Here is a 24056-nt window from a genome sequence, read left to right on the forward strand (position 1 = left end):
AAACCGCATTGGGGCCGCTTCGCAGCCGAACGGGGCGGTGCGGCGATCCGATGAATCCCCTCGCCACAATGGATTTCGGTAGATCAAATCAGGTGCGATCCTTGCCCCGCAACATGCTGTCCAGCACATCATCGCGGCGCACCCAACCGTGAAACAACGCCGCCGCCAGATGCAGCAACACCGTCAGAAACAGCAGATACGCCAGGTACCCGTGCGCCTTGCGCAGGAACGCAAACACCTGCGCATTCGCCGGCACGATCGAGGGCAATTGCAGCGAACTGCTGAGCATCACCGGGTCGCCCGCCGCCGAAATCATTGCCCAGCCGAGCAGCGGCAGGATAAACATCAAGGCGTACAGCAAGACATGCGAGGCCTTGGCCGCCAGCGCCTGCCAACCGGGCAAGTCCGCCGGAAGCGGTGGTTGCCGGGTGGAAAAGCGCACACCGAGGCGCACGATCACCAACAGCAGAATGGCAATGCCCAAAGGCTTGTGCAGGTGGATCAGCCAATCATGGCGTTCGGACACCGAGGCAACCATCCCCGCGCCGATAAACAGCATGGCAATAACCATGAGTGCCATCAGCCAGTGCAGAAGTCGCGCCAACGGAGCGAAGTGATTCGGTTGAGCGCTCATTGTTGAGCCTCCTGTTTAGCGGCAGGCAACTGGCTGACTTCGCTGGTGCGGCGCAAGTAGGAACTGGCGTAGCCGGCTGAACGAGCAGCGAGCAACGGGTCGTCGGACCCTTCGATACCGGCGGGCAAGACCAGCGGGTCGTAGTTGATGTCCCGGCATTCGCCATTGAGTTGCGGCTGGGTACTTTCGAGCACCAACGTGCCGGCGTTCACCACTTTGCGCCCCTCGGGCCAGGTTTTGCTGGCGTCGTTCACCGGATCAGCGGGATCCGCCAGCGTGAGATTGAGCTGCCAACGCAACGGTCCTGCGGCGATCCGCTGAACCAGGTCTTTCTCGAGGAAATCACCGCCCTCCGGGGCCGTGGCGCCTGCTGCGTCCTGCGCCACCGGCACCATGCTCCAGCGCACCGCTTGCCGCTGCCCGGCGGCGTTGACCAGGTAAAACGCGTTGACGCTGTTGTAGGTTTCCGTCACGTAGCTGGCGGACGGTTTGGCAGTCTTGATCCAGGCCAGGAACGGCGCGGCTTCCGGGTGCGAACCGAAGAACGCAGGCACCGCGGCCGGGTTCGGTTTGCCGGTGGCCGGGTCTGGCGACTGGGCCTGCTGCAATTGGTAGAACGCTTCGGGCGTACCCACCGGGAACACCGGCATGCTGTTCATCCCGGTGCGCCACTGTTGGCCGTTGGCCTGGGTGAAGCGCAGCGCGAGGCTGCGGATCGGCACGCTGCTGTCCGGCGCGTAAGGATTGCCGGCCGGCAACGCGAAACGCCCCACCACTGGGGTCCGTGCGTCATTGAACACTTGTGCGCTGGAGTAGCTGCGCGCTTCACCGCTGCTCTCGAAGTGCCCGATCACGCACACCCCTTTGGAGTGATTACGCCGAAACCCCGGGTGCACGCCATTGTTGGTTTCCAGCACGTTGATCAGTTTTTTCGGCGTCAGACGCTGTGGGTCAAAGGTGCCGTTGACGTAGGCAAATGCCCCGGCGACGACAGCGACCACCACGGCAATACCCGCCAGACGCAACGTCAGGCTTGCGGCACTCAAGGGTGGCCGGGTGGGCGGTGATGAGCGATCTACCATGAAAGACTCCAGGGCCATCGGCCACAAGTGAGAAGGATCAAGCAGACGAACGCCACGCGGGTTTATTCCATCGCGCGGTATTTATTTTTTCAAGCGTGGAATAACCTCGGATGCCGGGCGTCTTCCTAGTCCGAAGCGTAGTGACTAGTCAGAACTTCATGAATGATATCGACGAACAACTGAGTGAAATCATTCCCAGATTGCGCCGGTTTGCCGTGTCGTTGACGCGCAACCCCAGCAGCGCCGACGATCTGGTGCAGTCGTCTCTTGAGCGGGCGCTGTCGAGCTGGAGCGAAAAACGCCCCGAGGGCGACTTGCGCGCCTGGCTGTTTTCGATTCTCTATCGGCAATTTCTCGACGCTCACCGACGCGCCCGGCGTTATGCGCGGATGCTCGAATTCTTTACCGGACGGGACGATACCCAGCCGTCGGTAGAACGCACCGTGATCGCCCAATCGACTTTGCAGGCCTTCGATCAACTCAGCACCGAACAGCGCGCCTTGTTGCTCTGGGTGTCAGTCGAAGGCCTGAGCTACAAAGAAGTCGCCGAAATCCTCGACGTCCCCACCGGCACCGTGATGTCGCGCCTGTCCCGCGCCCGCCAGGCCTTGCGCCAACTCAGCGACGGCGAAATCACCCGCCCTTCCCTGCGGAGACTCAAATGATCAGCATGCCCCCGAGCGAGCGTGACCTGCACGCTTACGTGGACCACCAGCTCAATGATGACGACCGACTTCTGGTCGAGACTTTTCTGGCTGGCAACGTGGAAATGTCTGCACAGGTCCGCGCCTGGCAGCAGGACGCCCAGCACCTGCGTGCGGCTCTCAGCGGCGCGTTGCAGCAACCGGCCAACCCGAACCTCGACCCGGCGCTGATTCGTCAGCGCCTCAAGCGACAATCGCGCCGTCACCTGGCCAGCGCTGCCGTGCTTCTGATTGCCATCGGCATCGGCGGAATCAGCGGTTGGCAGGCGCGGGAAATGACCCTCCTCAGCGCGGCGGCGCCGATGGCCGATGCGATGCAGGCTTATCGGTTGTTTGCCCAGCAAGGCATGCTGCCGGCCGATTACAAGGTCAGCGACGACGGCGATATGCAGGGTTGGCTCGACCGTTATTTCACCCAGGCCCATCGCTTGCCTGACCTTTCCGGCGCCGGTTTCAAACCGGTCAGCGGGCGCTTGCTCAGTACCGAGCAGGGGCCGGCGGCGATGGTGGTTTACGAGGATTTGAGCGGGCATAAAGTCAGCTTCTACGTCCGTCCGCCGGGGCCGAAAAACTTCATGCTGCCGAGGGGCAGTCGCAGTGACGGTGAATTGCAGGCGGAGTATTGGTCCGGAGGTGGATACAACTACGCGATGGTCAGCCCGACAGACACTCCGACGGCGAAAATGCTCAAGCAAACCGTGCAGTTCTGAATTCACCCCGATCCCCTGTGGGAGCGGGCTTGCTCGCGAATGCGGTGTGTCAGCCAATATGAATGTCTACTGACACACCGCATTCGCGAGCAAGCCCGCTCCCACATTCGATTTGTGACGGATTGCAGACTGTGATCAACCCTGCCCAAACACCTGCGATGGCCGGCGCAACAACGGATCAAACGGATTGATCCGCGGCCCGATCAGCGCCGCTTCGCGCTTGAGCATCTCCACCACCGTCGGCAAGCGATCCGGCCCCAATCGATCACTCACGGTGGCAACACTCAACGCCGCCACCGCACGCCCTTCACGATCAAGAATCGGCACCGCCACACCGGCCATGCCCTGCAACACACCAGTGTTGCGCCCGGCGTAACCGAGGGCGCGCACGTTCTCGACTTCCGAGCGCAGGAACACCTCGTCATACAGGTGAAAATCCTTCAGCCGCGGCAAGTTGTAATGAATCACCGTGTCGCGCTCCTCTTCCGGCAGGAATGCCAGGATCGCCAGGCTGCCCTGCCCCACACCCAGCGCCACCCGCCCGCCGATGTCGCCGGTAAATGTGCGGATCGGAAATGGCCCTTCGCTGCGGTCCAGGCAGATCGCATCAAAACCACTGCGCGCCAGCAAAAACAACGAATCCCCCAGCGAGGCCGAGAGCCGCAGCAGCGACGGCCGCACCAGCTCGCGCAGGTTTCCGGTATTGCCAGCACGCGCCGCCAGCGCAAAAAAATCCAGGCTGAGGCGATAGCGTTTGCTGCGCACGTCCTGCTCGACCATGCCCTCGTCCATCAGGCTGCGCAGCAAGCGGTGCGTGGTCGGTTGCGACAAACCGATGCGCTGGGCCAGTTGCGTCACACGCTCGCCGCCCTCGACGGTGTCACCCAACGTGCGCAATACGGCAAACAGTCTTGAAACAGCACCGACGCCGACTTCATTTTTGTTTTCATTCCGCTCAGTGGAATCTGTCATGTCATTTCTCGATGATTAATTTACTCACTGAATGAAACTGAAAATAACCATCGATTCAGTGAAATAGGCCATTGAGCCCATCCTAGTCTTCGTCCTAATCTGCGTCCACAGGGGCGATTCGAACAACAGCGGCAGCCGACTCAAGTCGAGCGCCAACGCACCCCGCAAGACCCTTTCGTATCTGCCCATACAAAAAAGCGCGACCCCAGGCCGCGCATAACAATCTCAGGTGGAGCGCAGTTATGGCTTTTGTGCAACTTGAAGGACTCGGCAAACGTTACGGCGAAATCGACGCCGTCGTCGCCACCAACCTCTCGGTCGAGAAAGGTGAGTTCGTTTCCCTGCTCGGCCCCTCCGGCTGCGGCAAAACCACCACCCTGCAAATGATCGCCGGCTTCGTTGAAGTCACCAGCGGGCGCATTCTGCTGGACGGTCGCGACATCACCCACGCCAAACCCGCCAGCCGTGGCCTGGGCGTGGTGTTCCAGAGCTACGCGCTGTTCCCGCACATGACCGTCAAGGACAACGTCGCCTTCGGCCTGCGCATGCGCAAAGTGCCCAACGGCGAGTTGCAGCAGCGTGTGGATCGGGTGCTGAAACTGGTGCGTCTGGATCAGCACGCCGAGCGCTATCCACGAGAATTGTCGGGGGGGCAGCGCCAGCGTGTGGCACTGGCCCGGGCGCTGGTGATCGAGCCGCCGGTGTTGCTGCTCGACGAACCGCTGTCCAACCTCGACGCCAACCTGCGCGAAGAGATGCAATTCGAGATCCGGCGCATCCAGCGCGAAGTCGGGATCACCACGCTGATGGTCACTCACGACCAGTCCGAAGCGCTGTCCATCAGTGACCGCGTGGTGGTGATGCAGGCCGGGCGCATTACTCAGATCGACGCGCCCTACACCCTTTACGAACACCCGCGCACCGAGTTCATTTCCGGGTTCGTCGGCAAGGCCAATCTGCTGCCCGGCGAGCGTGACAGTGCGGGTGTGGTTCAGGTGCGCAGCGGCGGTGAACTGACCCTCAGCCTGCGCCCGGAAAAAATCGATCTGCGGGAAGAGGATCACGGCCGTCTGCAAGGCAAGATCGTCAGCCGCTTCTTCCTCGGCAGCCAATGGCTCTACGGCGTCTCCACGACCCTGGGCGAACTTTGCGTGGTGCGCCGCAACGATGGCTCGGCGCCGATGAACGAAGGCACGGCGGTCGGTCTCGACTGGGACGCGGCGCTGCTGCGGGTGCTGAGTGTCGATGAGGTGCCGGCATGAGTACGCTCGTCGCCCTTCGCCAGGGACGCCAGGGTTACCTGTTGTCGGCACCGGCACTGGCGTTGTACGTCTGCCTGCTGGTGATCCCGCTGCTGCTGACGCTGGTGTTGTCGTTCAACGTCTTCGACTACAGCTCGGGGATCAACGGTAACGCCTACACCGTCGACCATTACAGCAGCCTGCTGGGTGATCCGTATTTCTACGAAATCTTTTTGCGTACATTCTGGATCAGCGCCCTGACCACCCTGCTGTGCGTGGTGATCGGCGTGCCCGAGGCCTATATCCTCAGCCGCATGGGCGCGCCATGGCGCTCGATTTTCCTGATTCTGATCCTCACGCCGTTGCTGATTTCGGTGGTGGTCCGCGCCTTCGGCTGGAGCCTGTTGCTCGGCGCCGACGGCCTGGTCAACCAGACCGTGCAAGCCTTTGGCGGCTCGCCGATGAAGCTGCTCTACACGCCGTTCGCGGTGGTGATAGCGCTGGTCCACGTGATGCTGCCGTTCATGATCATTCCGGTCTGGACCTCGCTGCAGAAACTCGACCCCGCCGCCGAACAAGCGGCGTTATCCCTGGGCGCCAGCCACCTCACGGTGATGCGCAAAGTGGTGCTGCCGCAAATCATGCCCGGTGTGCTCTCCGGCACGTTGATCGTGTTCGGCCTCGCCGCCAGCTCCTTTGCCATTCCCGGCCTGCTCGGCGGACGCCGCATTAAGATGGTCGCCACGTTGATCTACGACCAGTACCTGTCGGAACTCAACTGGCCGATGGGCGCGGCCATCGCCGTCGCGCTGCTGTTGCTCAACCTGCTGATCATGCTGTCGTGGAACCGGATGATCGAAGGCCGCTACAAGAAGTCATTGGGATAACTCGTCATGTCCAAGAACGGTCCTTTCGCCTTGCTGTTCCATACCCTGGTGGTGGTGTTCATGTTGGCGCCGCTGGTGGTTGTCTGCCTCGTTGCGTTCACCCCGGAAAACACCCTGAGCCTGCCGACCACGGAGTTTTCCCTGCGTTGGTTCCGCGCGGTGTTCGAGCGCGCCGACTTTGTCGATGCGTTCTACAACAGCCTGATCCTGGCGTTCAGCGCGGCCAGCCTGGCGACGCTGATTGCGGTGCCGGCGGCGTTGGCGATCACTCGTTTCGAGTTCCCTGGCCGGGACTTTTTCAATGGCCTGTTCCTGTCGCCGATCATCATTCCGCACCTGGTGCTGGGTGTCGCACTGCTGCGCTTGTTTGCGCTGATGGGCGTCAACGGCAGCTTCGCCTGGCTGATTTTCGCCCACGTGCTGGTGATCACGCCGTATGTGCTGCGTCTGGTGCTGGCCTCGGCCATTGGCCTGGACCGCAGCGCCGAACACGCCGCGCAATCCCTGGGTGCCGGACGCTTCACGCTGTTCCGCCAGATCACCTTGCCGATGATTCTGCCGGGGGTCGCCGGTGGCTGGCTGCTGGCGTTCATCAACAGTTTCGACGAAGTCACGCTGTCGATCTTCGTCACCTCACCGGCCACGCAAACCTTGCCGGTGCGCATGTACGTGTACGCCACCGAATCCATCGATCCGATGATGGCGGCGGTGTCGGCCCTGGTGATTGCGCTGACGGCGGCGACGATGATTCTGCTTGATCGGGTTTATGGCCTGGATCGGGTTCTGGTGGGTAAACAATGAGGGCGCCATGGCTCTGCTGAAACGACTGGCCGAAGGCGACCGCCCGGCCCTGGATTTTACCCTCGACGGCCAACCGGCCAGTGGGCTGCTCGGCGACACCGTGCTGACTGCGGTGCTGACCTGCAGCGAGCATTTGCGCGGCAGCGATTTCAGCGCCGAGCCTCGCGCCGGGTTTTGCCTGATGGGGGCGTGCCAGGACTGCTGGGTTCGGCTGGGCGATGGCCGGCGGGTGCGCGCGTGTTCGACGTTGCTCGAAGCCGGCGAGCAAATCAGCCGCGAACCGGGGCGCGCCCTATGAACACACATCAAACCTGTGGGAGCGAGCTTGCTCGCGATGGCGGACTGTCAGCCACCACCCCTATGGAATGTGCCGCCCTCATCGCGGGCAAGTCGAATCGTCGCACCGCCGCTCCCACAGGGGGGTGGTGGGTATGAAGTCGGTGGTGATCATCGGTGCCGGCCCCGCCGGGATTCGTGCAGCGCAAACGCTGGTGGCGCAGGGTGTGCGCCCGATCCTGCTGGATGAAGCCGCACGCGGCGGCGGGCAGATTTATCGGCGTCAGCCGGCGAACTTCAAACGCTCGGCGGTCAAGCTGTATGGCTTCGAAGCGCGCAAGGCGAAGGCCTTGCATCAAACGATTGATGAGTTGCGCGAGCAGCTCGATTACCGTCCCGACACCCTGGTGTGGAACGCCGAAGACGGTGCACTCGACACCTTGCACGAGGGTCGCGCCGCACGACTGGAATTCTCTCGGGTGATCGTCGCCACCGGCGCCACCGATCGGGTATTGCCGGTGCCGGGCTGGACGTTGCCGGGTGTCTATAGCCTCGGCGCCGCGCAGATCGCCCTGAAATTCCAGGGCTGCGCCATCGGTGAACGGGTGGTGTTCGCCGGCAGCGGACCGTTGCTGTATCTGGTGGCGTATCAATACGCCAAGGCCGGCGCGAAGGTGGTGGCGGTCCTCGACAGTTCGCCGTTCAGCGCTCAGGCTCGCGCCCTGCCCGGCCTGCTGTCGCAACCGGCCACCTTGGCCAAAGGCATTTATTACCGCAGCTGGCTGACCGCCCACGGCATCCCGGTGCATCAGGGTGCAACCTTGAAACGCATCAACGGCGAACAACGGGTGCAGTCGCTGAGCTGGTCCGACTCACGCAGCGAGCATGCGCTGGAGTGTGATGCAGTGGCCTTCGCCCACGGTCTGCGCAGCGAAACCCAACTGGCCGATCTGCTCGGCTGCGAATTCGCCTGGAACCCGCTCAACCGCGCCTGGCTGCCGCAACGGGACAGCGCCGGTCGCAGCAGTGTCGCCGAGGTTTACCTGGCCGGTGACGGCGCCGGCATCATGGGCGCCGACGCGGCGGAAATGGCCGGTGAACGGGCCGCCCTCGCCTTGCTCGAAGATCAGGGTTACCCGATCGCGCCGCAACGTGGCGTGCAATTGGAGCAGGCACTTGGACGGATCGACACCTTTCGCCAGGGCCTGGAACGCGCTTTCGTATTTCCGGAAAACTGGGCAGCCGCTACCGCTGATGACGTGATGATCTGCCGCTGTGAAGAAGTCCGCGCCGGCGACATCCGTGAAGTGGTGCGTGAAGGCCATTGGGAAATCAATCGGGTCAAGGCCCATTGCCGGGTTGGCATGGGCCGTTGCCAGGGTCGGATGTGTGGTGCCGCCGCGGCGGAAATCATTGCCTGCGAAAGTCAGCGGGCGGTATCCGACATCGGTCGGCTGCGGGCGCAGGCGCCGATCAAACCGTTGCCGTTTGGCCTGGAGATCGAGCCATGAACGAGGTCGATGCAGTGATCATTGGCGGCGGCATTGTCGGCGCCTCCGCCGCGCTGTTTCTGAGCCAGGCGGGGCGCCGCGTGGCGCTGCTGGAACGCGACTTCTGCGGCTCGCATTCCAGCGGCGTGAACTACGGCGGCGTGCGCCGTCAGGGTCGGCCGCTGTCGCAACTGCCGCTGTCGCAACGGGCTCACGAGATCTGGGGCCGGTTGCCGCAGTTGATAGGCATCGACGGCGAGTACCAGCGCAGCGGCCACTTGAAACTGGCGCGCAGCCTTAACGACCTGCGCGCGCTGCAGGACTACGCCGCCAGCAGTCAGGGCTTTGGCCTCGATTTGCAGGTGCTCGATCGCAGTGAATTGCGTGCGCGCTTTCCGTGGGTCGGCGAGGTGGCGGTCGGCGCCTCGTTTTGTCCGGATGACGGTCACGCCAACCCGCGCCTGGTATCTCCGGCGTTTGCCCGTGCCGCACGGCGCCATGGCGCGCAGGTTCATGAACAATGCGCGGTGGGCGCGGTGGAGCACGACGGCCAGCGCTTTCGCGTCAGCACTCAAAACGGTCTCGAACTGCGCGCACCTTGGGTGTTGAACTGCGCGGGCGCGTGGGCTGGAAAACTCGCCGAGCAATTCGGCGAAGCGGTGCCGATGCACGCCGGGCACCCGGCGATGCTGGTCACCGAGCCGCTGCCGTGGGTGATGAACGCCAGCACCGGTGTCGAGGGCGGCGGCATTTATGCGCGCCAGGTCGCGCGCGGCAATTGTGTGTTGGGCGGTGGTCAGGGGTTTGCCCTCGACGACGCCCGCGCCCGCCCCGGTCAACACGCGGTGATCGAGATCCTGCGCCAGGCTGTCGAGCTCTACCCGTTTCTTGAAGGCGCCCAGGCAATTCGTACCTGGAGCGGCACCGAAGGTTACCTGCCCGACCGCCAGCCAGTGATCGGTCACAGCGGCACCCAACCCGGTCTGTTGCACGCGTTCGGCTTTGCCGGCGCAGGTTTCCAGATCGGTCCTGCGGTGGGCCAGGCGCTCACCGAGATCATCTGCAGCGGCGCCTCAACCACGTCGCTGGATGCGTTTTCCATCACCCGGTTTCACTCCATCTCCGTTGCTTGATAGAGGAAGGTCGCGCCAATGAATAACGTCAAACGCACTGCACTGCTCGGATTTTCGTGCCTGAGCGCCCTGCTCACAGTCACCCAGGCCCAGGCCGAGCCGACGCTTTACCTCGGCATGAACGGCGGGACCATGGAGCGGCTCTACGCCGACAAGGTGCTGCCGGTTTTCGAAAAAGCCAACAACGTCAAAGTGGTGATCGTGCCCGGCACCTCGGCCGATATCCTGGCCAAGGTCCAGGCCAGCAAAGGCAACCCGCAGATGCACGTGATGTTCCTCGACGACGGCATCATGTACCGCGCCATCGCCATGGGCCTGTGCGACAAACTCGAGGACAGCCCGACCCTGGCGCAGATTCCGGCCAAGGGCCGCATCAAGGACCAGGCTGTGGCGGTCAGCCTCGGTGTCACCGGGCTGGCGTACAACACGCGACTGTTCAAGGAGAAAGGCTGGGCCGCCCCGACCTCGTGGATGGACATGGCCGACCCGCGCTTCAAGGACAAACTGGTGTTCCAGTCGATGGCCTCTTCGACCTTCGGCCTGCACGGTTTCCTGATGTTCAACCGGATTCAGGGTGGCAGCGAAACCAACGTCGAACCAGGTTTCAAGGCCTGGCCGAACACCATCGGGCGCAACGTGCTGGAATACATTCCGAGCTCGGCGAAGATTTCCGAAATGCTCCAGACCGACGAAGCGGCGCTGTTCCCGCTGACACCGACGCAAGTGACGGCCCTGAAACTCAAAGGCATGCCGGTCGAGTACGCGCAGCCGAAAGAAGGCGCGGTGGTACTCAACGTCGCCGAATGCGCCATCGCCAACAACACCCAACCGGAACTGGCGCAGAAACTCGCCGCGTTTCTGCTGACACCCGATGCACAAGCTGCCGCCCTTGAAGACGGTGATCAGATCCCGTCCAACCCGAACACCCCGACCACCGACAAGACTCGCGGCCAGGTCGAAGCGATGAAGCAGTACCTGCAAACCGCGATTGCGATCGACTGGGATCAGGTCAACGAACAGCGCCCGGCGTGGAATGCGCGGTGGAATCGCAGTATCGAGCGGTAGTTCTGCGATAGAGCAAACGCAACAAAACCCCTGTGGGAGCGGCGGTGCGAGCAAGTCCAATCGTCGCACCGCCGCTCCCACAGGTTTCGCGTCAAACCCCACATCCTGTACGCCCTTTCGCGTCCCGCACTTGTCTACACAACTGGAAGCCAATTTCCCGTATTGGTTACACTACGCCGCCGCAGCTCGGGGAGCCTGCCTGACGATAACGGGGTGACATCAGTGGCCGTACGACCGCCTGACCGTTCGCGCTTCACACCACGCTGGCCCGCGCTGCGCCGCCTCTTCGGCAAGGCATCGACCGCCTCCGCCAGTCACTCTGCAACGGGGCGCGCAGTCCACGACTACTTTCGCCACAAGGCCCATTCCCAGGGTTACACACTCAGCCACAGCCAACAGCGCGTGATCGATTGCATGGCGCAGCACGCCACGGTGCTGCTGGGCACTTCGTCGAAACCGTTGCCGGGGCTTTACCTGCATGGCGCCGTCGGTCGCGGCAAAAGCTGGTTGCTCGACGGATTTTTCCAGGCGCTGCCCATCGAGGCAAAACAGCGCCTGCACTTTCATGAGTTTTTCGCCCGGCTGCATCAGGGCATGTTCAATCATCGCGACCACCCTGATCCACTGGCGACCACGCTGGACGAGCTGCTGAAAGATTGCCGGGCGCTGTGCTTCGACGAGTTTCACGTCCATGACATCGGCGATGCAATGCTCATCACGCGGCTGTTCAAGGCGCTGTTCCGCCGCGGCATCCTGCTGCTGGTCACGTCGAACTACCCACCCGAAGGCTTGCTGCCCAACCCGCTCTACCATGCGCGGTTCAAACCGGTGATCGACTTGATCAACGCCCGCATGCAAGTGATGGAAGTCGGCGGTCCTCACGATTACCGCAGCCAGGCGAGAACCCACGCCCAACAGCTGTTTACCCAGGGCCATTACGTATGGCCGGCCACGATGGCGCAGCGTCAGGCGTTCAATCTGCCCGAGCCCGATGCGCCATCCATCGCGTTACCCGTCGGCACCCGGCATCTTCCCGCCCGCTTTTGCGAAGGACGAACCATCGGTTTCACCTTCGCCGACCTGTGCGACCAACCCACCGCTGTCATGGATTACCTGGAGCTGTGCCGACGTTTCGATCGCTGGATCATCGACGGGCTGCCGAACCTCGCCGACTGCTCGATTGCCGCGCAACAGCGCTTCATCAATCTGGTGGATGTGTTGTACGACCAGGACAAGCATTTGATCCTGCTGGGCCAGCGGTCGTTGCGCGAAAGCCTGGGCGGCGATGCCATTGACCTGGCGCGCACCCGTAGCCGGCTGGGGCAGCTGATTGAAGTCAGGGAAGCGGTTTGAATACAGCATTGGCGGTGCCGCGCCTACCGTCTTCGCGAGCAAGTCGAAGAGGCCCTGACAGCCGCCTCGTCTTTACCGCTATCATGTCGCCCTTTTTCAGGCCCCCGCGCCCTACCCTCGATCAATAGCGAATCTGTTCATGGATACCCTTGCGCAACTGCGCGCCGGCCTGCTGGCTGGCACCACTCGCCTGGACCTGGCCGCCGGCCTGACGGAGTTCCCCCGGGAAATCCTCGACCTCGCGGACACGCTCGAGGTGCTCAACCTCAGTGGCAACGCGTTGAGCAGCCTGCCGGACGACTTTCACCGCCTGATCCGCTTGCGCGTGTTGTTCTGTGACCGCAACCACTTCAGCGAACTGCCCGCCAGCCTTGGCCAGTGCGCCGGGCTGACCATGGTCGGGTTCAAGTCCAACCGCATCGAAACCGTACCTGGCGCTGCGCTGCCACCGCTGTTGCGCTGGCTGATCCTCACCGACAACCGCATCAGCGAACTGCCCACCGAACTGGGGGAACGCCCGTTCCTGCAAAAGTTGATGCTGGCCGGTAATCGTCTGCAGCGTCTGCCCGAGAGCCTGAGCAATTGCCATCGTCTCGAGCTGACCCGCATCGCCGCCAACCAGTTGACCGAACTGCCGGAATGGCTGCTGACGCTGCCAAGCCTGACCTGGCTGGCCTACGCCGGTAATCCGCTGGAAACAGAAGCAGATGCGGCCGCGCTTGATGCCACGCCGACGATTCCGTGGTCGCAGTTGCGCCTGGCGAAACAGTTGGGCGAAGGCGCTTCCGGGGTCATTCACCAGGCCGTGTGGAAGCAGGAAACGCCAGTCGCAGTGAAACTCTACAAGGGCGAAATGACCAGCGATGGCTCGCCGTTGCACGAAATGAACGCCTGCATGACCGCCGGCCTTCACCCTAACCTGATCCGGGTCGAAGGACGGATCGTCGAGCATCCCCAGGCGCAAGCCGGGCTGGTCATGGAGCTGATCGAACCGAGTTATTGCAACCTCGCCGGTTTGCCGAGCCTCGAGTCCTGCAGCCGCGATGTCTACGCCAGTGACACCCGGTTCAGCGCCGGTGTGGCCTTGCGAATCGCCAGCGGCATCGCGTCGGTGGCCGAACATCTGCACCGTCAGGGCATCACCCACGGCGACCTCTATGGCCACAACATTATGTGGAACGAGCACGGTGATTGCCTGTTGGGGGACTTCGGTGCAGCGTCTTTCCACTCGACGGAGGACAGCCTTGAAAGTCGAGCATTGCAACGGATCGAGGTGCGCGCGTTTGGCGTTCTATTGGGGGAATTGCTGGAGCGGATCGACTCGGGGTTGAGCGATGAGGAGCGGGTGCATCTGGAGGATTTGCAGCAGCGTTGCTGTCAGCCGGATGTGCTGGCGCGGCCGGGGTTCAGCGAAGTAGTCAGGGCGTTGAACATTCGCTGACCGCTGCGCGGGATTTAAGGCCAGCAGGGCCGGCCCCATCGCGGGCAAGCCCGCTCCCACAGGGATTCAAGTTGTTCGAACCATTGTGACTCAACTCGGAACTGTGGGAGCGGGCTTGCCCGCGAAGGCGGTGTCATTGAAGAAACAAATTAACCCGCCAACCCGACAAACATGTCCTGCACATCGTCATGGTTATCGAGGCCTTCAAGGAAGGCTTCAACTTCAGCCATCTGCTCGTCGCTCAACCCGCTGACCGGGTTCTTCGGCTTGTAACCGAGCTTCGCCGACAACACCGTGAAACCCTGCTCAGGCAAGGCTTTCTGCACCGAATCCAGGTCGGAGGCTTCGGTGATGAACAGGGTTGCACCCTCTTCGGCAGGCTCGAAATCCTGTGCACCGGCTTCAATGGCAGCCATTTCCGGATCGGCATCCGGGCTGTCCGGGGACGCCTCGATCATGCCCACATGGTCGAAGTCCCAGGCGACGGAACCGGAAGCGCCGAGCTGGCCCTTACGGAACGCGACGCGGATTTCCGCGACGGTGCGGTTGATGTTGTCGGTCACGCATTCAACGATCAGCGGCACCTGGTGCGGCGCGAACCCTTCATAAGTCACGCGATGGTATTGCACGGTTTCGCCGAGCTGGCCGGAGCCTTTCTTGATCGCGCGTTCCAGGGTTTCGCGAGGCATCGAAGCCTTTTTCGCCTGTTCGACCACCAGACGCAGGTGTGCGTTGGTGGTGGTATCGGCACCGTTGCGCGCAGCGATGGTGATTTCTTTCACCAGTTTGCCGAAGATCTTGCCCTTGGCATTGGCTGCCGCTTCTTTGTGTTTAACCTTCCACTGTGCGCCCATTACTCACTCTCTTATCTGTGGCGCCGAGACATCTATTGGCCGACGCTTTGCGCAAGTTTATACGGCCTAAAGTTGGCAATCGACCAAAAAATCCATCCTGTCGAATCGACATCTTCACCGGGAGTTGTAGGGCGATTCTGAAACATTGCCTTGCGGTGACCACAAGGCGTCACGTTTCCGTACCCTCTGCGCTCGTACTCCCTGGCAGAAGCGCGTTCGAATGCACAACGACAAGGAAAGTCCTTTCACCCTGACCCTGCTGAACGGCGATTTGAGTTTGCAGGTGCTGCAGTTCAATGGCCTTGAAGCCCTCAACCAGCCTTACCGGTTCGACATCGAAGTGATCGGCCTGGCGCCGGCCATGAGCCTGGATAGCCTGCTGAAACAACCGGTATTTTTCAGCCTGGCGGAGGGCCGCGGCATTCACGGCATCATTCACTGCGCCACCCGCGAACACCGCGACCTGCACCGGATCGGCTACCGGCTGGCGCTGGTGCCCTGGCTGCAAAACCTCGACCGACAGCGTTGCCGCCGGGTGTTTCATCAACTCGACGTGCCCGCCATCCTGCACCAGTTGCTCGAAGAAAACGGCCTGCCTGAAGACAGCTACCGCTTTGAACTGCCGCACGGGCGCTATCCTGTCAGGCCGTTCTGCATTCAGTTTGATGAGACGGACCTGGCCTTCCTGCAAAGACTCTGCGAAGAAGAAGGCATTCACTATCACTTCGAACATCAGCGCGACGGCCATGTGCTGGTGCTGGCCGACGACAGTCTGAGCTTCCCTCAAGAACCATTGCTGATGCCTTTTCACGGCGACGCGCCTGCTGCCGTGAACGAGCCGGTGATCAGTGAGTTGTTCCAGCGCCACACCTCGCACCCACTCACCGCCCCCCCTGCCCCACCACCGCTCGAGCGCGACCAGCTCAGCCGCAGGACACTGGAACGCCTGCGCTGCCGGCACGGGCAGATGCAGGGTCAAAGCAACCACCACGCCCTGCTCAGTGGAAGAATCGTACAAGTGTCGGAACATCCGCTGCCGAACTTCAACGATCAATGGCTGCTGACCGAAATCCGGCATCAGGGCCGGCAGTCGTCGATTCTTGAGCACAACGCCACCAACCGGGTGCGGCGTTATAGCAATCAGTTCACCGCCATTCCATGGTCAACGGTATTCCGGCCCGCGCTCACACAGGCCAGACCCAACATTCCGGGGTTTCAGACGGCCCGGGTGCTGGGTCCTGTCGGCCAGCCAGCGCAACCGGATGATCAAGGTCGGATAAAGGTCAGGTTATGGCCAACCCCGGAGATCGAGGAGGATGAATCCAGCGGATTCTGGTTGCCCATGGTCGTCGTCGCGCCGGATGGCCGGATCGATCCGTCCAGGCTGCCGGTCGCCGGAACCGACGTGCTCGTCAGTTTTCTCGACAGCGATCCGGACCGACCCGTGTTGTACGCCACCGCGAACAGCCCGCCGGCGCCTCGCCCCGTCCCGCACCCCAAGGGCGATGACCGCCTGCTGTTTGACTGGCTGGTGAACCGCAAGGCCTGATCAGCCCTTGTCCGCCTTGCCGGCCGCCGCCGCGAATTTCGCCAGGCGTACATCCAGATGCCTTGGCCGGCGCCCGTGATCCTCGGCGCGCTCCTTGCGGCGGATGGCGTTGCGCACCATCAGCGAGCCCAGGTAACGAATCGGCTCCGGTGGAAAGAAGCCCAAAGGACCGTTGACCAGCGGCGAACGGGTCCAGGCGTTGTCCAGCCCCTGAACCATCGACGCGAGAATCTGCCCGCCCATATGACAGGGTCCGACCCCGCTGCCGGAATAACCGAAACCGTAAAACACATTACCGTGGGCACTCATCTGGCCGAAGAACGGCAACCCCGTGACCGAGCGATCCGAAGGGCCGTTCCAGGTAGCCTCGACCTTGACCTCGGCAAACGCCGGAAAGAATTCGCTCAGGCTGTGCTTCAACAAACCGGCATAGGGAGACGGCTGATCGAACACCGGCAGCATTCGCCCTCCATAGGCGAAGGTGTTCCCACCCTTGCCGAGCATGATCCGGCCGTCCGGTGTGTTGTGGTAGTAATGCACGAAAATTCGCGAATCGAGCACCGTGACGCCGCTGGTCAAGCCGATGTCGTTGAGCAGGTCCGGCCGTGGTTCGGTGATCAGCATGTCGCTGGAGACAATCGCCACGCTGCGCTCGAACTGCGGGAACGCGCGGGCCATCCACGCGTTCATCGCCAACACGACCCGGTCCGCGCGGACAGTGCCGTTCGGGGTTTGAATGCCCGCCGGCTTGCCCTCCTCCAGTCCGGTCATCGCGGTGTTTTCATGAATCCTCACACCCAGCTGCAACGCAACCCGGCGCAAACCGCGCACGAGTTTGCCCGGCTGCACGCTCGCGGCGGCCGGTGAGAACCAGCCTTCCAGATGTTTACTGGACCCGGCCATGCGCTGCACATCCGCGACCGGCCGCTGGGTGAAAGAGTTGATGCCGTTGCGTTCGAGCGCTGCGATCACCGCGTCGGTCGAACCGCATTGCGCGCGGTTGGTCGCGGTGTAGAGCGTGCCGTCGAGGCGGTAATCGGCATCCACGCCGTACTGCTCGCAGAAGGTGCCGATCGCGTAAATGCTGCGCTCGGATTCCTTGACCAGCCGTACCGCCTCTTCGACGCCGAACAACCTTTCCAAGGTGAAATACTTGGCCGACCACGACAGTGCACAACCGCCATTGCGTCCACTGGCGCCGGCACCGCAGATGTCGGCCTCGATCAGCAACACATCCAGTTCCGGGTTCTGCTCCTTGAGCATGATCGCGGTCCACAACCCGGTGTAGCCACCGCCGACGATGCACACATCGGCGCGGGTGTCGCCCGCCAAGGGTTCGCAGGGCGGGCACGACTCAGCCGCCAGCGCCTGTTCCAGCCAGAAAGGTCTCATCGGTATTTCCTCAGGTACGCAGGGGTTTGACACTCATCGGCCGGTTAGGCACGAACGCACTTTTGGCCTGCAGGCCCGCCGGGCGGCTGTTCCAGTAAGGGATCAGCACCAGCGCGGAGAACAAGGCGCAGCCGGCGAAGATAATGAACACGGTGACCGAGTCGAAGTAGCCCGGCAGCAAGCCGCCGAGAATCGCCCCGACCGAGCCGCAGCCGTTGACGAAGCCGGCCGATGTTGCGCCAGCCTTGGCGGTGCCGAAATCGATGGCCGCCGCGCCGCTGATCATCGAGTCCGGCCCGTACAGGGTCAGGCCCATGACGAACAACAACGCCACTACCAGCATCACACTACCGGTGTGCAAGGCACCCATGAACAACGCCAGAGAAATGGTCAGCGCGAGCAAACTGATAACGCAGGCCGGCATGCGCCGGGCGCCGAACAGTTTGTCCGACGCCAGCCCCAGCAGGATCGGCCCGAGCAGCCCGGCCAGTTCGAACGCCGTCGGAATGATCGCCGCACCGACTTTACCCACGGTCGGCATCTGCTCGAAAACGATCACCGGTCCCCACAGCAGAATCGCGTAGCGCGCCGGCTTCAGCAGAAAGTACGCAAGGCCGAGCACCAGCACCGTGCGATTTCGAAGAATTTCCCTCAGCGGTTCCAGCACGCTGATCTTGCTTTGAGCGTGCGCCTCTTCGGCGGTCAGCTCGGGTTCAGGCTCCACCGCCGGCAAGCCGACGTCTTCCGGTTTGTTGCGTTGAAAAATAAAAAACAGCACGGCGACCAGCCCAACCACCGCCGCACTGGAAATGAACGCCGCGTGCCAGCTGCCGATGAGCGTATACGCCCACCAACCGGCAAACGGCGAAGCCACGAGCCCGCCAAAGGCGTAGCAGGAACTCCATAGACCGAGCACCCGCCCGCGTTGTTCGGCGGGGAAGAAACTGCCGATGTTCTTGCACAGCCCCGACCATCCCGTGGACTGGGCCAGGCCTTGAATCAGCATGCAGGTGGCGAAAATCGGTAACGTTGCAAAGCTGCCCATCACCAGCGCGGCCGCGGCGGAAATCAGCAAGCCGCCGAGCACCACGACCCGCGGACCAAAGCGGTCGGCCAGGATGCCCCAGGTGAATTGGCCGATGGCGTAAGCGGCGAGATAGATGGCGTCGAGGTTGGCCATGGCCATTTTGTCGAGGGTGAACGTGGGGTCTTCGGCGATCCCCAGTTTGGCCACGGAAAATGCTTTGCGGGTGAAGTAGAAAGCGGCGTAGGCGAGCCAGGTGATCGCGAAGATCTGCACGCGCCAACGCTTGATGGTGCCGATGTGTTTGTTCATTGTGGTTCTGACCTCAGGGTGTGAGTGTGCCGGCAGAAATTGAGAAATAACGCCTGTCTTTTTATTGTTGAGCACTGCGATATCGCTGCGTCCCTGAGGCGATACCGGTCAGATGAGTCCTGCAGTTGCACGCGCAGGCTCATGGTCACGGAGGCTGTTCGACTGACCAGTCACCGCGACTGAGGCCGATAAAAACAATTACTGATTAATAAGTGAAATCGATTTATCGTATTTCCAATATAAGCCCAGCTTGTTACTGGAGGTTCGATGTCGGTTTCCCACGCCCAGCTCAAAGCCTTCCACGCCGTGGCCGTTCACGGAAGCTTTACCAAAGCCGCCGAGCGGCTTTTTCTCACGCAACCGGCGATTTCCGACCAGGTGCGCAAACTCGAAGAGCGCTTCGGTGTGTTGTTGTTCCACCGCAACAAACGCTCGGTGCGCCTGACCGATCTGGGCGAGCGCTTGCTCAGCATTACCCAGCGGCTGTTTGTCATCGAGGCCGAGGCGCAGGAGTTGCTGCAGGATTCCCAGGCGTTGCAGACCGGCAGCCTGATCCTGGCGGTGGATGCGCCGGTGCACGTGCTGCCGCAGATCGCGCGGTTCTGCGAGCGTTACCCCGGCATCAGCGTGAAAATCGAAACCGGCAACACCGATGAATCGCTGTTTCGGTTGTTCAACTATCAGGCCGACCTGGCGTTGCTCGGGCGCGATGTCAGTGATGAACGACTGATCTCGCTGCCGCTGCGCAATGACCCGATGGTGGCGTTTGTTTCGCGCAACCATCCGTGGGCCGACCGCGAGTCGATCTGCCTGGCAGACCTCGACGACACGCCGCTGGTGCTGCGGGAAATCGGCTCGGTGACGCGTCAGACACTGGAGGAGGAAATGGCCGGAGCCGGTTTTCGGATTCGCCCGGCGATTCAGGTCGAAGGTCGGGAAGCGGCGCGTGAGGCGGTGGTCGTGGGGATTGGGGTGGGCGTGGTCTCGGCGGCGGAGTTTGGTGCGGATTCGCGGGTGTGTGCGCTGCCGATTACCGACTGCAAGCGACGGCTGACGGAAACGCTGGTGTGTTTGCGCGAGCAGAGTTCACGGCGGGTGGTGGCGACGTTTCTGGAGATGGTGCGCGAGAGTCTGGTGTAGGCAGGTCCGGCCCCTTCGCGGGCAAGCCTCGCTCCTACAAGGACGCGTGCAACCTGTAGGAGCGAGGCTTGCCCGCGAAGGCTGCGCCTCGGTCTATTAAACTGGCGCCAACCCGAAAAACGCCTGAATCAGCCGCAGATCCCGCCGCCGCTCCATACACCCGATCATGTGCCGATTCACCAACCCCTCACCCACAATCGGCACTGCCGCCACCCGTGGGTCATGGCTGACCTCCACCGATGACACCACCCCCACCCCCAACTCCGCCGCGACCGCCTCGGTCACTGCCTCGCGACTGTCCAGTTCCAGCAACACCCGCGGATTCACCTTCGCCTGAACACACGCCTCATCAAACGTGCGCCGGGTAATCGAACTCGGTTCGCGCAACACCATGATCACCTGATCAAGTTCCTTGAGCGGCACGCCTTTCGAACGGTGCGCCCACGGGTGACTATCCGGCACCAGCGCACAAATCCGCGACTCGCTCAGTGCCTGCAAATGCAAGCCCTTGCGCGGCTCGACCTCAGTCAGCACCGCCACGTCGGCGTGCTCGGACAATAGCGCCGCCAGGGTTTCCTGGGCATTGCCCAGACGCAGGTTCACGGTGATCCCCGGGTACCGCGCTCGCAAACTGGCCAGCATCGGCATGACCATGTGCGGCCCATCCGCCGCCACTTCCAGACGGCCGGTGAGCAACTGTCGATTGGCCTCGAGCATCACCTGCGCTTCTTCTGCCAGACCAAACATCGCCCGAGTGATCGCTGCGAGTTTGGTGCCCTCCTCCGTCAGCTCCACCCGTCGCGCGGTGCGCCGCAGCAGGGTGATCTGGTAATGCTCTTCCAACGCCTTGATGTGCCCGGTGACCGCCGGCTGGCTGATGAACAACCGCGCGGCGGCGCGAGTGAAGCTGCCCTCGCGGGCCACCGCATCGAATGCGCGGAGTTGGAACAGGTTCATGAATAACCCTCACTGATGGCTGGCATAACAACAAACAATTTGATTGATAGCACGGCAAATTGCAATTTAAGCCCCGTAGCTTCATCCCATCGATTGCGAGGACACGAGAATGAGTACTGCCGAACCCATCCTGCTCACCCCCGGCCCATTGACCACTTCGGCCCGCACCCGTCAGGCGATGATGGTCGACTGGGGTTCATGGGATGACCGCTTCAATCAACTGACCGCCAGCCTCTGCGAACAACTGCTGGCGATCATCAACGGCGGCGCCAGCCACCATTGCGTGCCCCTGCAAGGCAGCGGCACCTTCGCGGTGGAAGCGGCGATCGGCACCCTGGTACCTCGCGACGGCAAAGTGTTGGTGCTGATCAACGGTGCCTACGGCAAACGCCTGGCGAAAATCTGCGAAGTGCTCGGCCGTTCCTTCAGCACCTTTGAAACCGCCGAAGACGAACCGACCACCGCCGCCGACGTCGACCGTCTGCTGCGGGCTGACGCCAGCATCACCCACGTCGCGCTGATTCACTGCGAAACCAGCACCGGCATCCTCAACCCGCTACCGGAAATCGCCCAGGTCATTGCGCAACACGGCAAGCGCCTGATCATCGACGCCATGAGTTCTTTCGGCGCGCTGCCAGTGGATGCGCAACAGGTGCCATTCGACGCGTTGATCGCGGCCTCGGGCAAATGCCTGGAAGGCGTACCGGGGATGGGTTTCGTCTTCGCTCGCAAAGAATCGCTGGCCAATGCTGCGGGTAACTCGCACTCGCTGGCGATGGACCTTTACGACCAACACACCTACATGGCCAAGACCGGCCAATGGCGCTTCACCCCGCCGACTCACGTGGTCGCGGCGCTGCACGAAGCCCTGCTGCAATACAACGAAGAAGGTGGCTTGCCGGCCCGGCATCAGCGTTACGCCGACAACTGCAAAGTGCTGCTCGATGACATGGCATCGCTCGGTTTGCGCAGCTTCCTGCCCGCGGCCATTCAGGCGCCGATCATCGTCACGTTCCACGCGCCGAAAGACCCGCGCTATCAGTTCAAGGAATTCTACGAACGCGTCAAGACCAAGGGTTTCATTCTCTATCCCGGCAAATTGACCCAGGTCGAAACCTTCCGCGTCGGCTGCATCGGCCACGTCAACCAGGCCGAGATGCACGCGGCCGTGGCGGCGGTGGCTGAAGTGCTGCGCGAGATGGAAGTACTAGAGATCTGAACCACACCGCCTTTCCCCTGTGGGAGCGGGCTTGCTCGCGAAAGCGTCCTGACATTCAACATTGATGTCGATTGACACTCCGCCTTCGCGAGCAAGCCCGCTCCCACAAAAAAGCAACCCATCATTAGCCAGTTGCCACAGGATCTGATCACCATGAACTACACCAACCCAACCAAACTCCAGGCCGCCATCCTCGACTGGGCCGGCACCGTGGTCGACTTCGGCTCGTTCGCCCCTACGCAGATTTTTGTCGAGGCCTTCGCCGAATTCGACGTCCAGGTGTCCATCGAAGAAGCCCGTGGCCCGATGGGCATGGGCAAGTGGGACCACATCCGCACCCTCTGCGATCAACCGGCAGTCGCCGAACGCTATCGCAAGGCCTTCGGCCGCACGCCGACCGACGATGACGTCACCGCCATCTACCAACGCTTCATGCCGCTGCAGATCGAGAAAATCGCCGAGCACTCGGCGCTGATTCCGGGGGCACTGGAGACCATTGCCAACCTGCGCCAGCAAGGCATCAAGATCGGCTCGTGCTCCGGCTACCCGAAACAAGTCATGGACAAAGTCGTCGAACTGGCCGCCACCAACGGTTACGTCGCCGATCACGTGGTCGCCACCGACGAAGTGCCGAACGGCCGTCCATGGCCCGCTCAGGCGTTGGCCAATGTCATCGCCCTGGGCATCGACGATGTCGCCGCCTGCGTGAAGATCGACGACACCGTGCCGGGCATTCTCGAAGGCCGTCGCGCCGGCATGTGGACCGTCGCGCTCATCTGCTCGGGCAACGCGCTGGGCCTGGACTACGAAGGTTATCGCGCCCTCGGCAGCGATCAACTGGCCAGCGAACGCAAACGCATTCACGCGCTGTTCGAAGGTTCGCGCCCGCACTACATGATCGACACCATCACCGATTTGCCGGAAGTGATCGCCGACATCAACAAACGTCTGGCCAAGGGTGAAATGCCGCAAAGCAGCTGATTCGCCCCCCCAAAGCGCCGCGTCCCTGTAGGAGCGAGGCTTGCCCGCGAAGGCGTCTGAACATTCAACATGGATGTCGGCTGATAGGACGTCTTCGCGGGCAAGCCTCGCTCCTACAAGGAAACGCGGCGCTTTTTTTTGCTCGATCACCTGATTTAGAGCATTGAACCGCCACTGGCGTCAGGCAAACCCGGCGAAACAGGCTTACAGTTAAAGCACACCGTCGACCAAGAACGGTGGCTTGACCCGACCTGTGAGGAACGCCGAATGCCGTGGAAAAATTCCGATTCACGCTACAGCACCGTGTCGATCACCCTGCACTGGTTGATGCTGGTCCTGCTGGCGCTGGTGTACGCCTGCATCGAATTTCGCGGGATCTTTCCAAAAGGCAGTGGCGGCCGAACGCTGATCACCGAGTCGCACTTCATGCTGGGGCTGACGGTATTCGTGCTGGTCTGGCTCAGATTGTTCGCCCGCAGCCTCGGCCCGGCACCGCAGATCTTCCCCGCCTCCCCGCACTGGCAAACCACCCTCGCCCGGTTGATGCACTGGGCGCTGTATATTTTCATGATCGCGATGCCGATCCTCGGTTGGCTGGTCACCAGCGCCAAGGGTCATCAAGTGATGTTCTATGGCTTTGATCTGCCGCTGCTGGTGTCAGAGGACAAGGCGCTGGCAAGGCAGATCGAAGGCTGGCATGTGCTCGGCGGCACCATCGGCTACTGGCTGATCGGGCTGCACGCTGTGGCGGGGATTTATCATCACTATGTGGTGGGCGATAACACGCTGCTGCGGATGATGCCGAAGCGGGTGAGTCGCAATACCTGAGTCAATGAATA

The 24056-nt window shown here is 62.1% G+C and carries 23 protein-coding genes; 16 read left to right on the top strand and 7 right to left on the bottom strand.

Annotation, left to right across the window (positions count from 1 at the left end; translation table 11 throughout):
• Positions 1–88 precede the first annotated feature (88 nt).
• Together J2Y86_RS07920 and J2Y86_RS07925 are read right to left on the bottom strand one after the other, a co-directional pair.
• Positions 89–634, bottom strand: a complete 546-nt coding sequence (locus J2Y86_RS07920; RefSeq protein ID WP_253429401.1) for a cytochrome b — start codon at positions 632–634, stop codon at positions 89–91.
• Positions 631–1716, bottom strand: coding sequence for a catalase family peroxidase (locus tag J2Y86_RS07925; protein ID WP_253429403.1), 1086 nt, complete (start codon positions 1714–1716; stop codon positions 631–633). Before J2Y86_RS07925 ends, J2Y86_RS07920 begins: the two co-directional genes overlap by 4 nt.
• A 158-nt stretch (positions 1717–1874) precedes the next feature.
• Here J2Y86_RS07925 and J2Y86_RS07930 point away from each other — a divergent pair, with 158 nt between their 5' ends.
• Complete coding sequence (locus J2Y86_RS07930; protein WP_253429405.1) at positions 1875–2381, top strand: sigma-70 family RNA polymerase sigma factor; 507 nt, start codon at positions 1875–1877, stop codon at positions 2379–2381.
• A complete protein-coding gene (locus J2Y86_RS07935; RefSeq protein ID WP_253429407.1) occupies positions 2378–3130 on the top strand; it encodes an anti-sigma factor family protein in 753 nt (250 codons plus the stop codon). Before J2Y86_RS07930 ends, J2Y86_RS07935 begins: the two co-directional genes overlap by 4 nt.
• A gap of 135 nt (positions 3131–3265) precedes the next feature.
• Here J2Y86_RS07935 and J2Y86_RS07940 read toward each other — a convergent pair whose 3' ends face one another.
• A complete protein-coding gene (locus J2Y86_RS07940; protein WP_253429409.1) occupies positions 3266–4102 on the bottom strand; it encodes an IclR family transcriptional regulator in 837 nt (278 codons plus the stop codon).
• Between the two features lie 242 nt (positions 4103–4344).
• Between J2Y86_RS07940 and J2Y86_RS07945 the strand changes: the two genes are divergently transcribed.
• From J2Y86_RS07945 to J2Y86_RS07985, 9 genes are all read left to right on the top strand, one after another.
• Entirely contained in the window at positions 4345–5364 is a 1020-nt protein-coding gene (locus tag J2Y86_RS07945) for an ABC transporter ATP-binding protein (RefSeq protein ID WP_253429411.1), read from the top strand.
• Positions 5361–6230 carry an ABC transporter permease gene (locus tag J2Y86_RS07950; RefSeq protein WP_253429413.1) on the top strand — a complete coding sequence of 290 codons (870 nt, stop codon included), beginning with the start codon at positions 5361–5363 and terminating at the stop codon, positions 6228–6230. Before J2Y86_RS07945 ends, J2Y86_RS07950 begins: the two co-directional genes overlap by 4 nt.
• Positions 6231–6236: 6 nt before the next feature.
• The gene (locus J2Y86_RS07955) at positions 6237–7031 is read left to right on the top strand and encodes an ABC transporter permease (RefSeq protein ID WP_253429415.1); all 795 of its coding nucleotides are present in this window, start codon (positions 6237–6239) and stop codon (positions 7029–7031) included.
• Positions 7032–7038: 7 nt separating this feature from the next.
• Positions 7039–7329: a (2Fe-2S)-binding protein gene (locus J2Y86_RS07960; RefSeq protein ID WP_253429417.1), complete on the top strand. Its 291-nt coding sequence runs from the start codon at positions 7039–7041 to the stop codon at positions 7327–7329.
• Positions 7330–7462: 133 nt separating this feature from the next.
• Positions 7463–8818, top strand: a complete 1356-nt coding sequence (locus J2Y86_RS07965; RefSeq protein ID WP_253429419.1) for an NAD(P)/FAD-dependent oxidoreductase — start codon at positions 7463–7465, stop codon at positions 8816–8818.
• Positions 8815–9930 (top strand): NAD(P)/FAD-dependent oxidoreductase, encoded by a 1116-nt coding sequence (locus J2Y86_RS07970; RefSeq protein ID WP_253429421.1) that lies wholly within the window; start codon positions 8815–8817, stop codon positions 9928–9930. Before J2Y86_RS07965 ends, J2Y86_RS07970 begins: the two co-directional genes overlap by 4 nt.
• A gap of 18 nt (positions 9931–9948) precedes the next feature.
• Positions 9949–10995, top strand: coding sequence for an ABC transporter substrate-binding protein (locus J2Y86_RS07975; RefSeq protein WP_253429422.1), 1047 nt, complete (start codon positions 9949–9951; stop codon positions 10993–10995).
• 222 nt (positions 10996–11217) lie between these two features.
• Positions 11218–12348, top strand: coding sequence for a cell division protein ZapE (gene zapE, locus J2Y86_RS07980; RefSeq protein ID WP_253429424.1), 1131 nt, complete (start codon positions 11218–11220; stop codon positions 12346–12348).
• A 139-nt stretch (positions 12349–12487) separates the two neighbouring features.
• Positions 12488–13789 carry a protein kinase gene (locus tag J2Y86_RS07985; RefSeq protein WP_253429426.1) on the top strand — a complete coding sequence of 434 codons (1302 nt, stop codon included), beginning with the start codon at positions 12488–12490 and terminating at the stop codon, positions 13787–13789.
• Positions 13790–13938: 149 nt separating this feature from the next.
• Here the strand turns inward: J2Y86_RS07985 and J2Y86_RS07990 are convergent, their stop codons facing one another.
• Positions 13939–14643, bottom strand: a complete 705-nt coding sequence (locus tag J2Y86_RS07990) for a YebC/PmpR family DNA-binding transcriptional regulator (protein ID WP_253429428.1) — start codon at positions 14641–14643, stop codon at positions 13939–13941.
• A gap of 220 nt (positions 14644–14863) precedes the next feature.
• Between J2Y86_RS07990 and J2Y86_RS07995 the strand changes: the two genes are divergently transcribed.
• Positions 14864–16192 (top strand): type VI secretion system Vgr family protein, encoded by a 1329-nt coding sequence (locus tag J2Y86_RS07995; RefSeq protein WP_253429430.1) that lies wholly within the window; start codon positions 14864–14866, stop codon positions 16190–16192.
• Here J2Y86_RS07995 and J2Y86_RS08000 read toward each other — a convergent pair whose 3' ends face one another.
• Positions 16193–17590 (bottom strand): FAD-dependent oxidoreductase, encoded by a 1398-nt coding sequence (locus J2Y86_RS08000; RefSeq protein WP_253440166.1) that lies wholly within the window; start codon positions 17588–17590, stop codon positions 16193–16195. It abuts the gene before it with no gap.
• A gap of 4 nt (positions 17591–17594) precedes the next feature.
• The gene (locus J2Y86_RS08005) at positions 17595–18920 is read right to left on the bottom strand and encodes an MFS transporter (protein ID WP_253429432.1); all 1326 of its coding nucleotides are present in this window, start codon (positions 18918–18920) and stop codon (positions 17595–17597) included.
• 267 nt (positions 18921–19187) lie between these two features.
• Between J2Y86_RS08005 and J2Y86_RS08010 the strand changes: the two genes are divergently transcribed.
• On the top strand, positions 19188–20060 hold the full coding sequence (locus J2Y86_RS08010) for a LysR family transcriptional regulator (RefSeq protein WP_008029617.1): 873 nt from the start codon (positions 19188–19190) through the stop codon (positions 20058–20060).
• Positions 20061–20156: 96 nt separating this feature from the next.
• Here J2Y86_RS08010 and J2Y86_RS08015 read toward each other — a convergent pair whose 3' ends face one another.
• Entirely contained in the window at positions 20157–21017 is an 861-nt protein-coding gene (locus tag J2Y86_RS08015; RefSeq protein ID WP_253429434.1) for a LysR substrate-binding domain-containing protein, read from the bottom strand.
• Positions 21018–21126: 109 nt separating this feature from the next.
• On the opposite strand from J2Y86_RS08015, the gene J2Y86_RS08020 reads away from it, so the two are divergent.
• From J2Y86_RS08020 to J2Y86_RS08030, 3 genes are all read left to right on the top strand, one after another.
• Entirely contained in the window at positions 21127–22236 is a 1110-nt protein-coding gene (locus J2Y86_RS08020; RefSeq protein ID WP_253429436.1) for a 2-aminoethylphosphonate--pyruvate transaminase, read from the top strand.
• A gap of 153 nt (positions 22237–22389) precedes the next feature.
• Complete coding sequence (gene phnX, locus J2Y86_RS08025) at positions 22390–23217, top strand: phosphonoacetaldehyde hydrolase (RefSeq protein ID WP_253429438.1); 828 nt, start codon at positions 22390–22392, stop codon at positions 23215–23217.
• A gap of 267 nt (positions 23218–23484) precedes the next feature.
• A complete protein-coding gene (locus J2Y86_RS08030; protein WP_253429440.1) occupies positions 23485–24045 on the top strand; it encodes a cytochrome b in 561 nt (186 codons plus the stop codon).
• Positions 24046–24056: the final 11 nt, after the last annotated feature.

This window comes from Pseudomonas migulae (genome assembly GCF_024169315.1).
Lineage (GTDB): Bacteria > Pseudomonadota > Gammaproteobacteria > Pseudomonadales > Pseudomonadaceae > Aquipseudomonas > Aquipseudomonas migulae_B.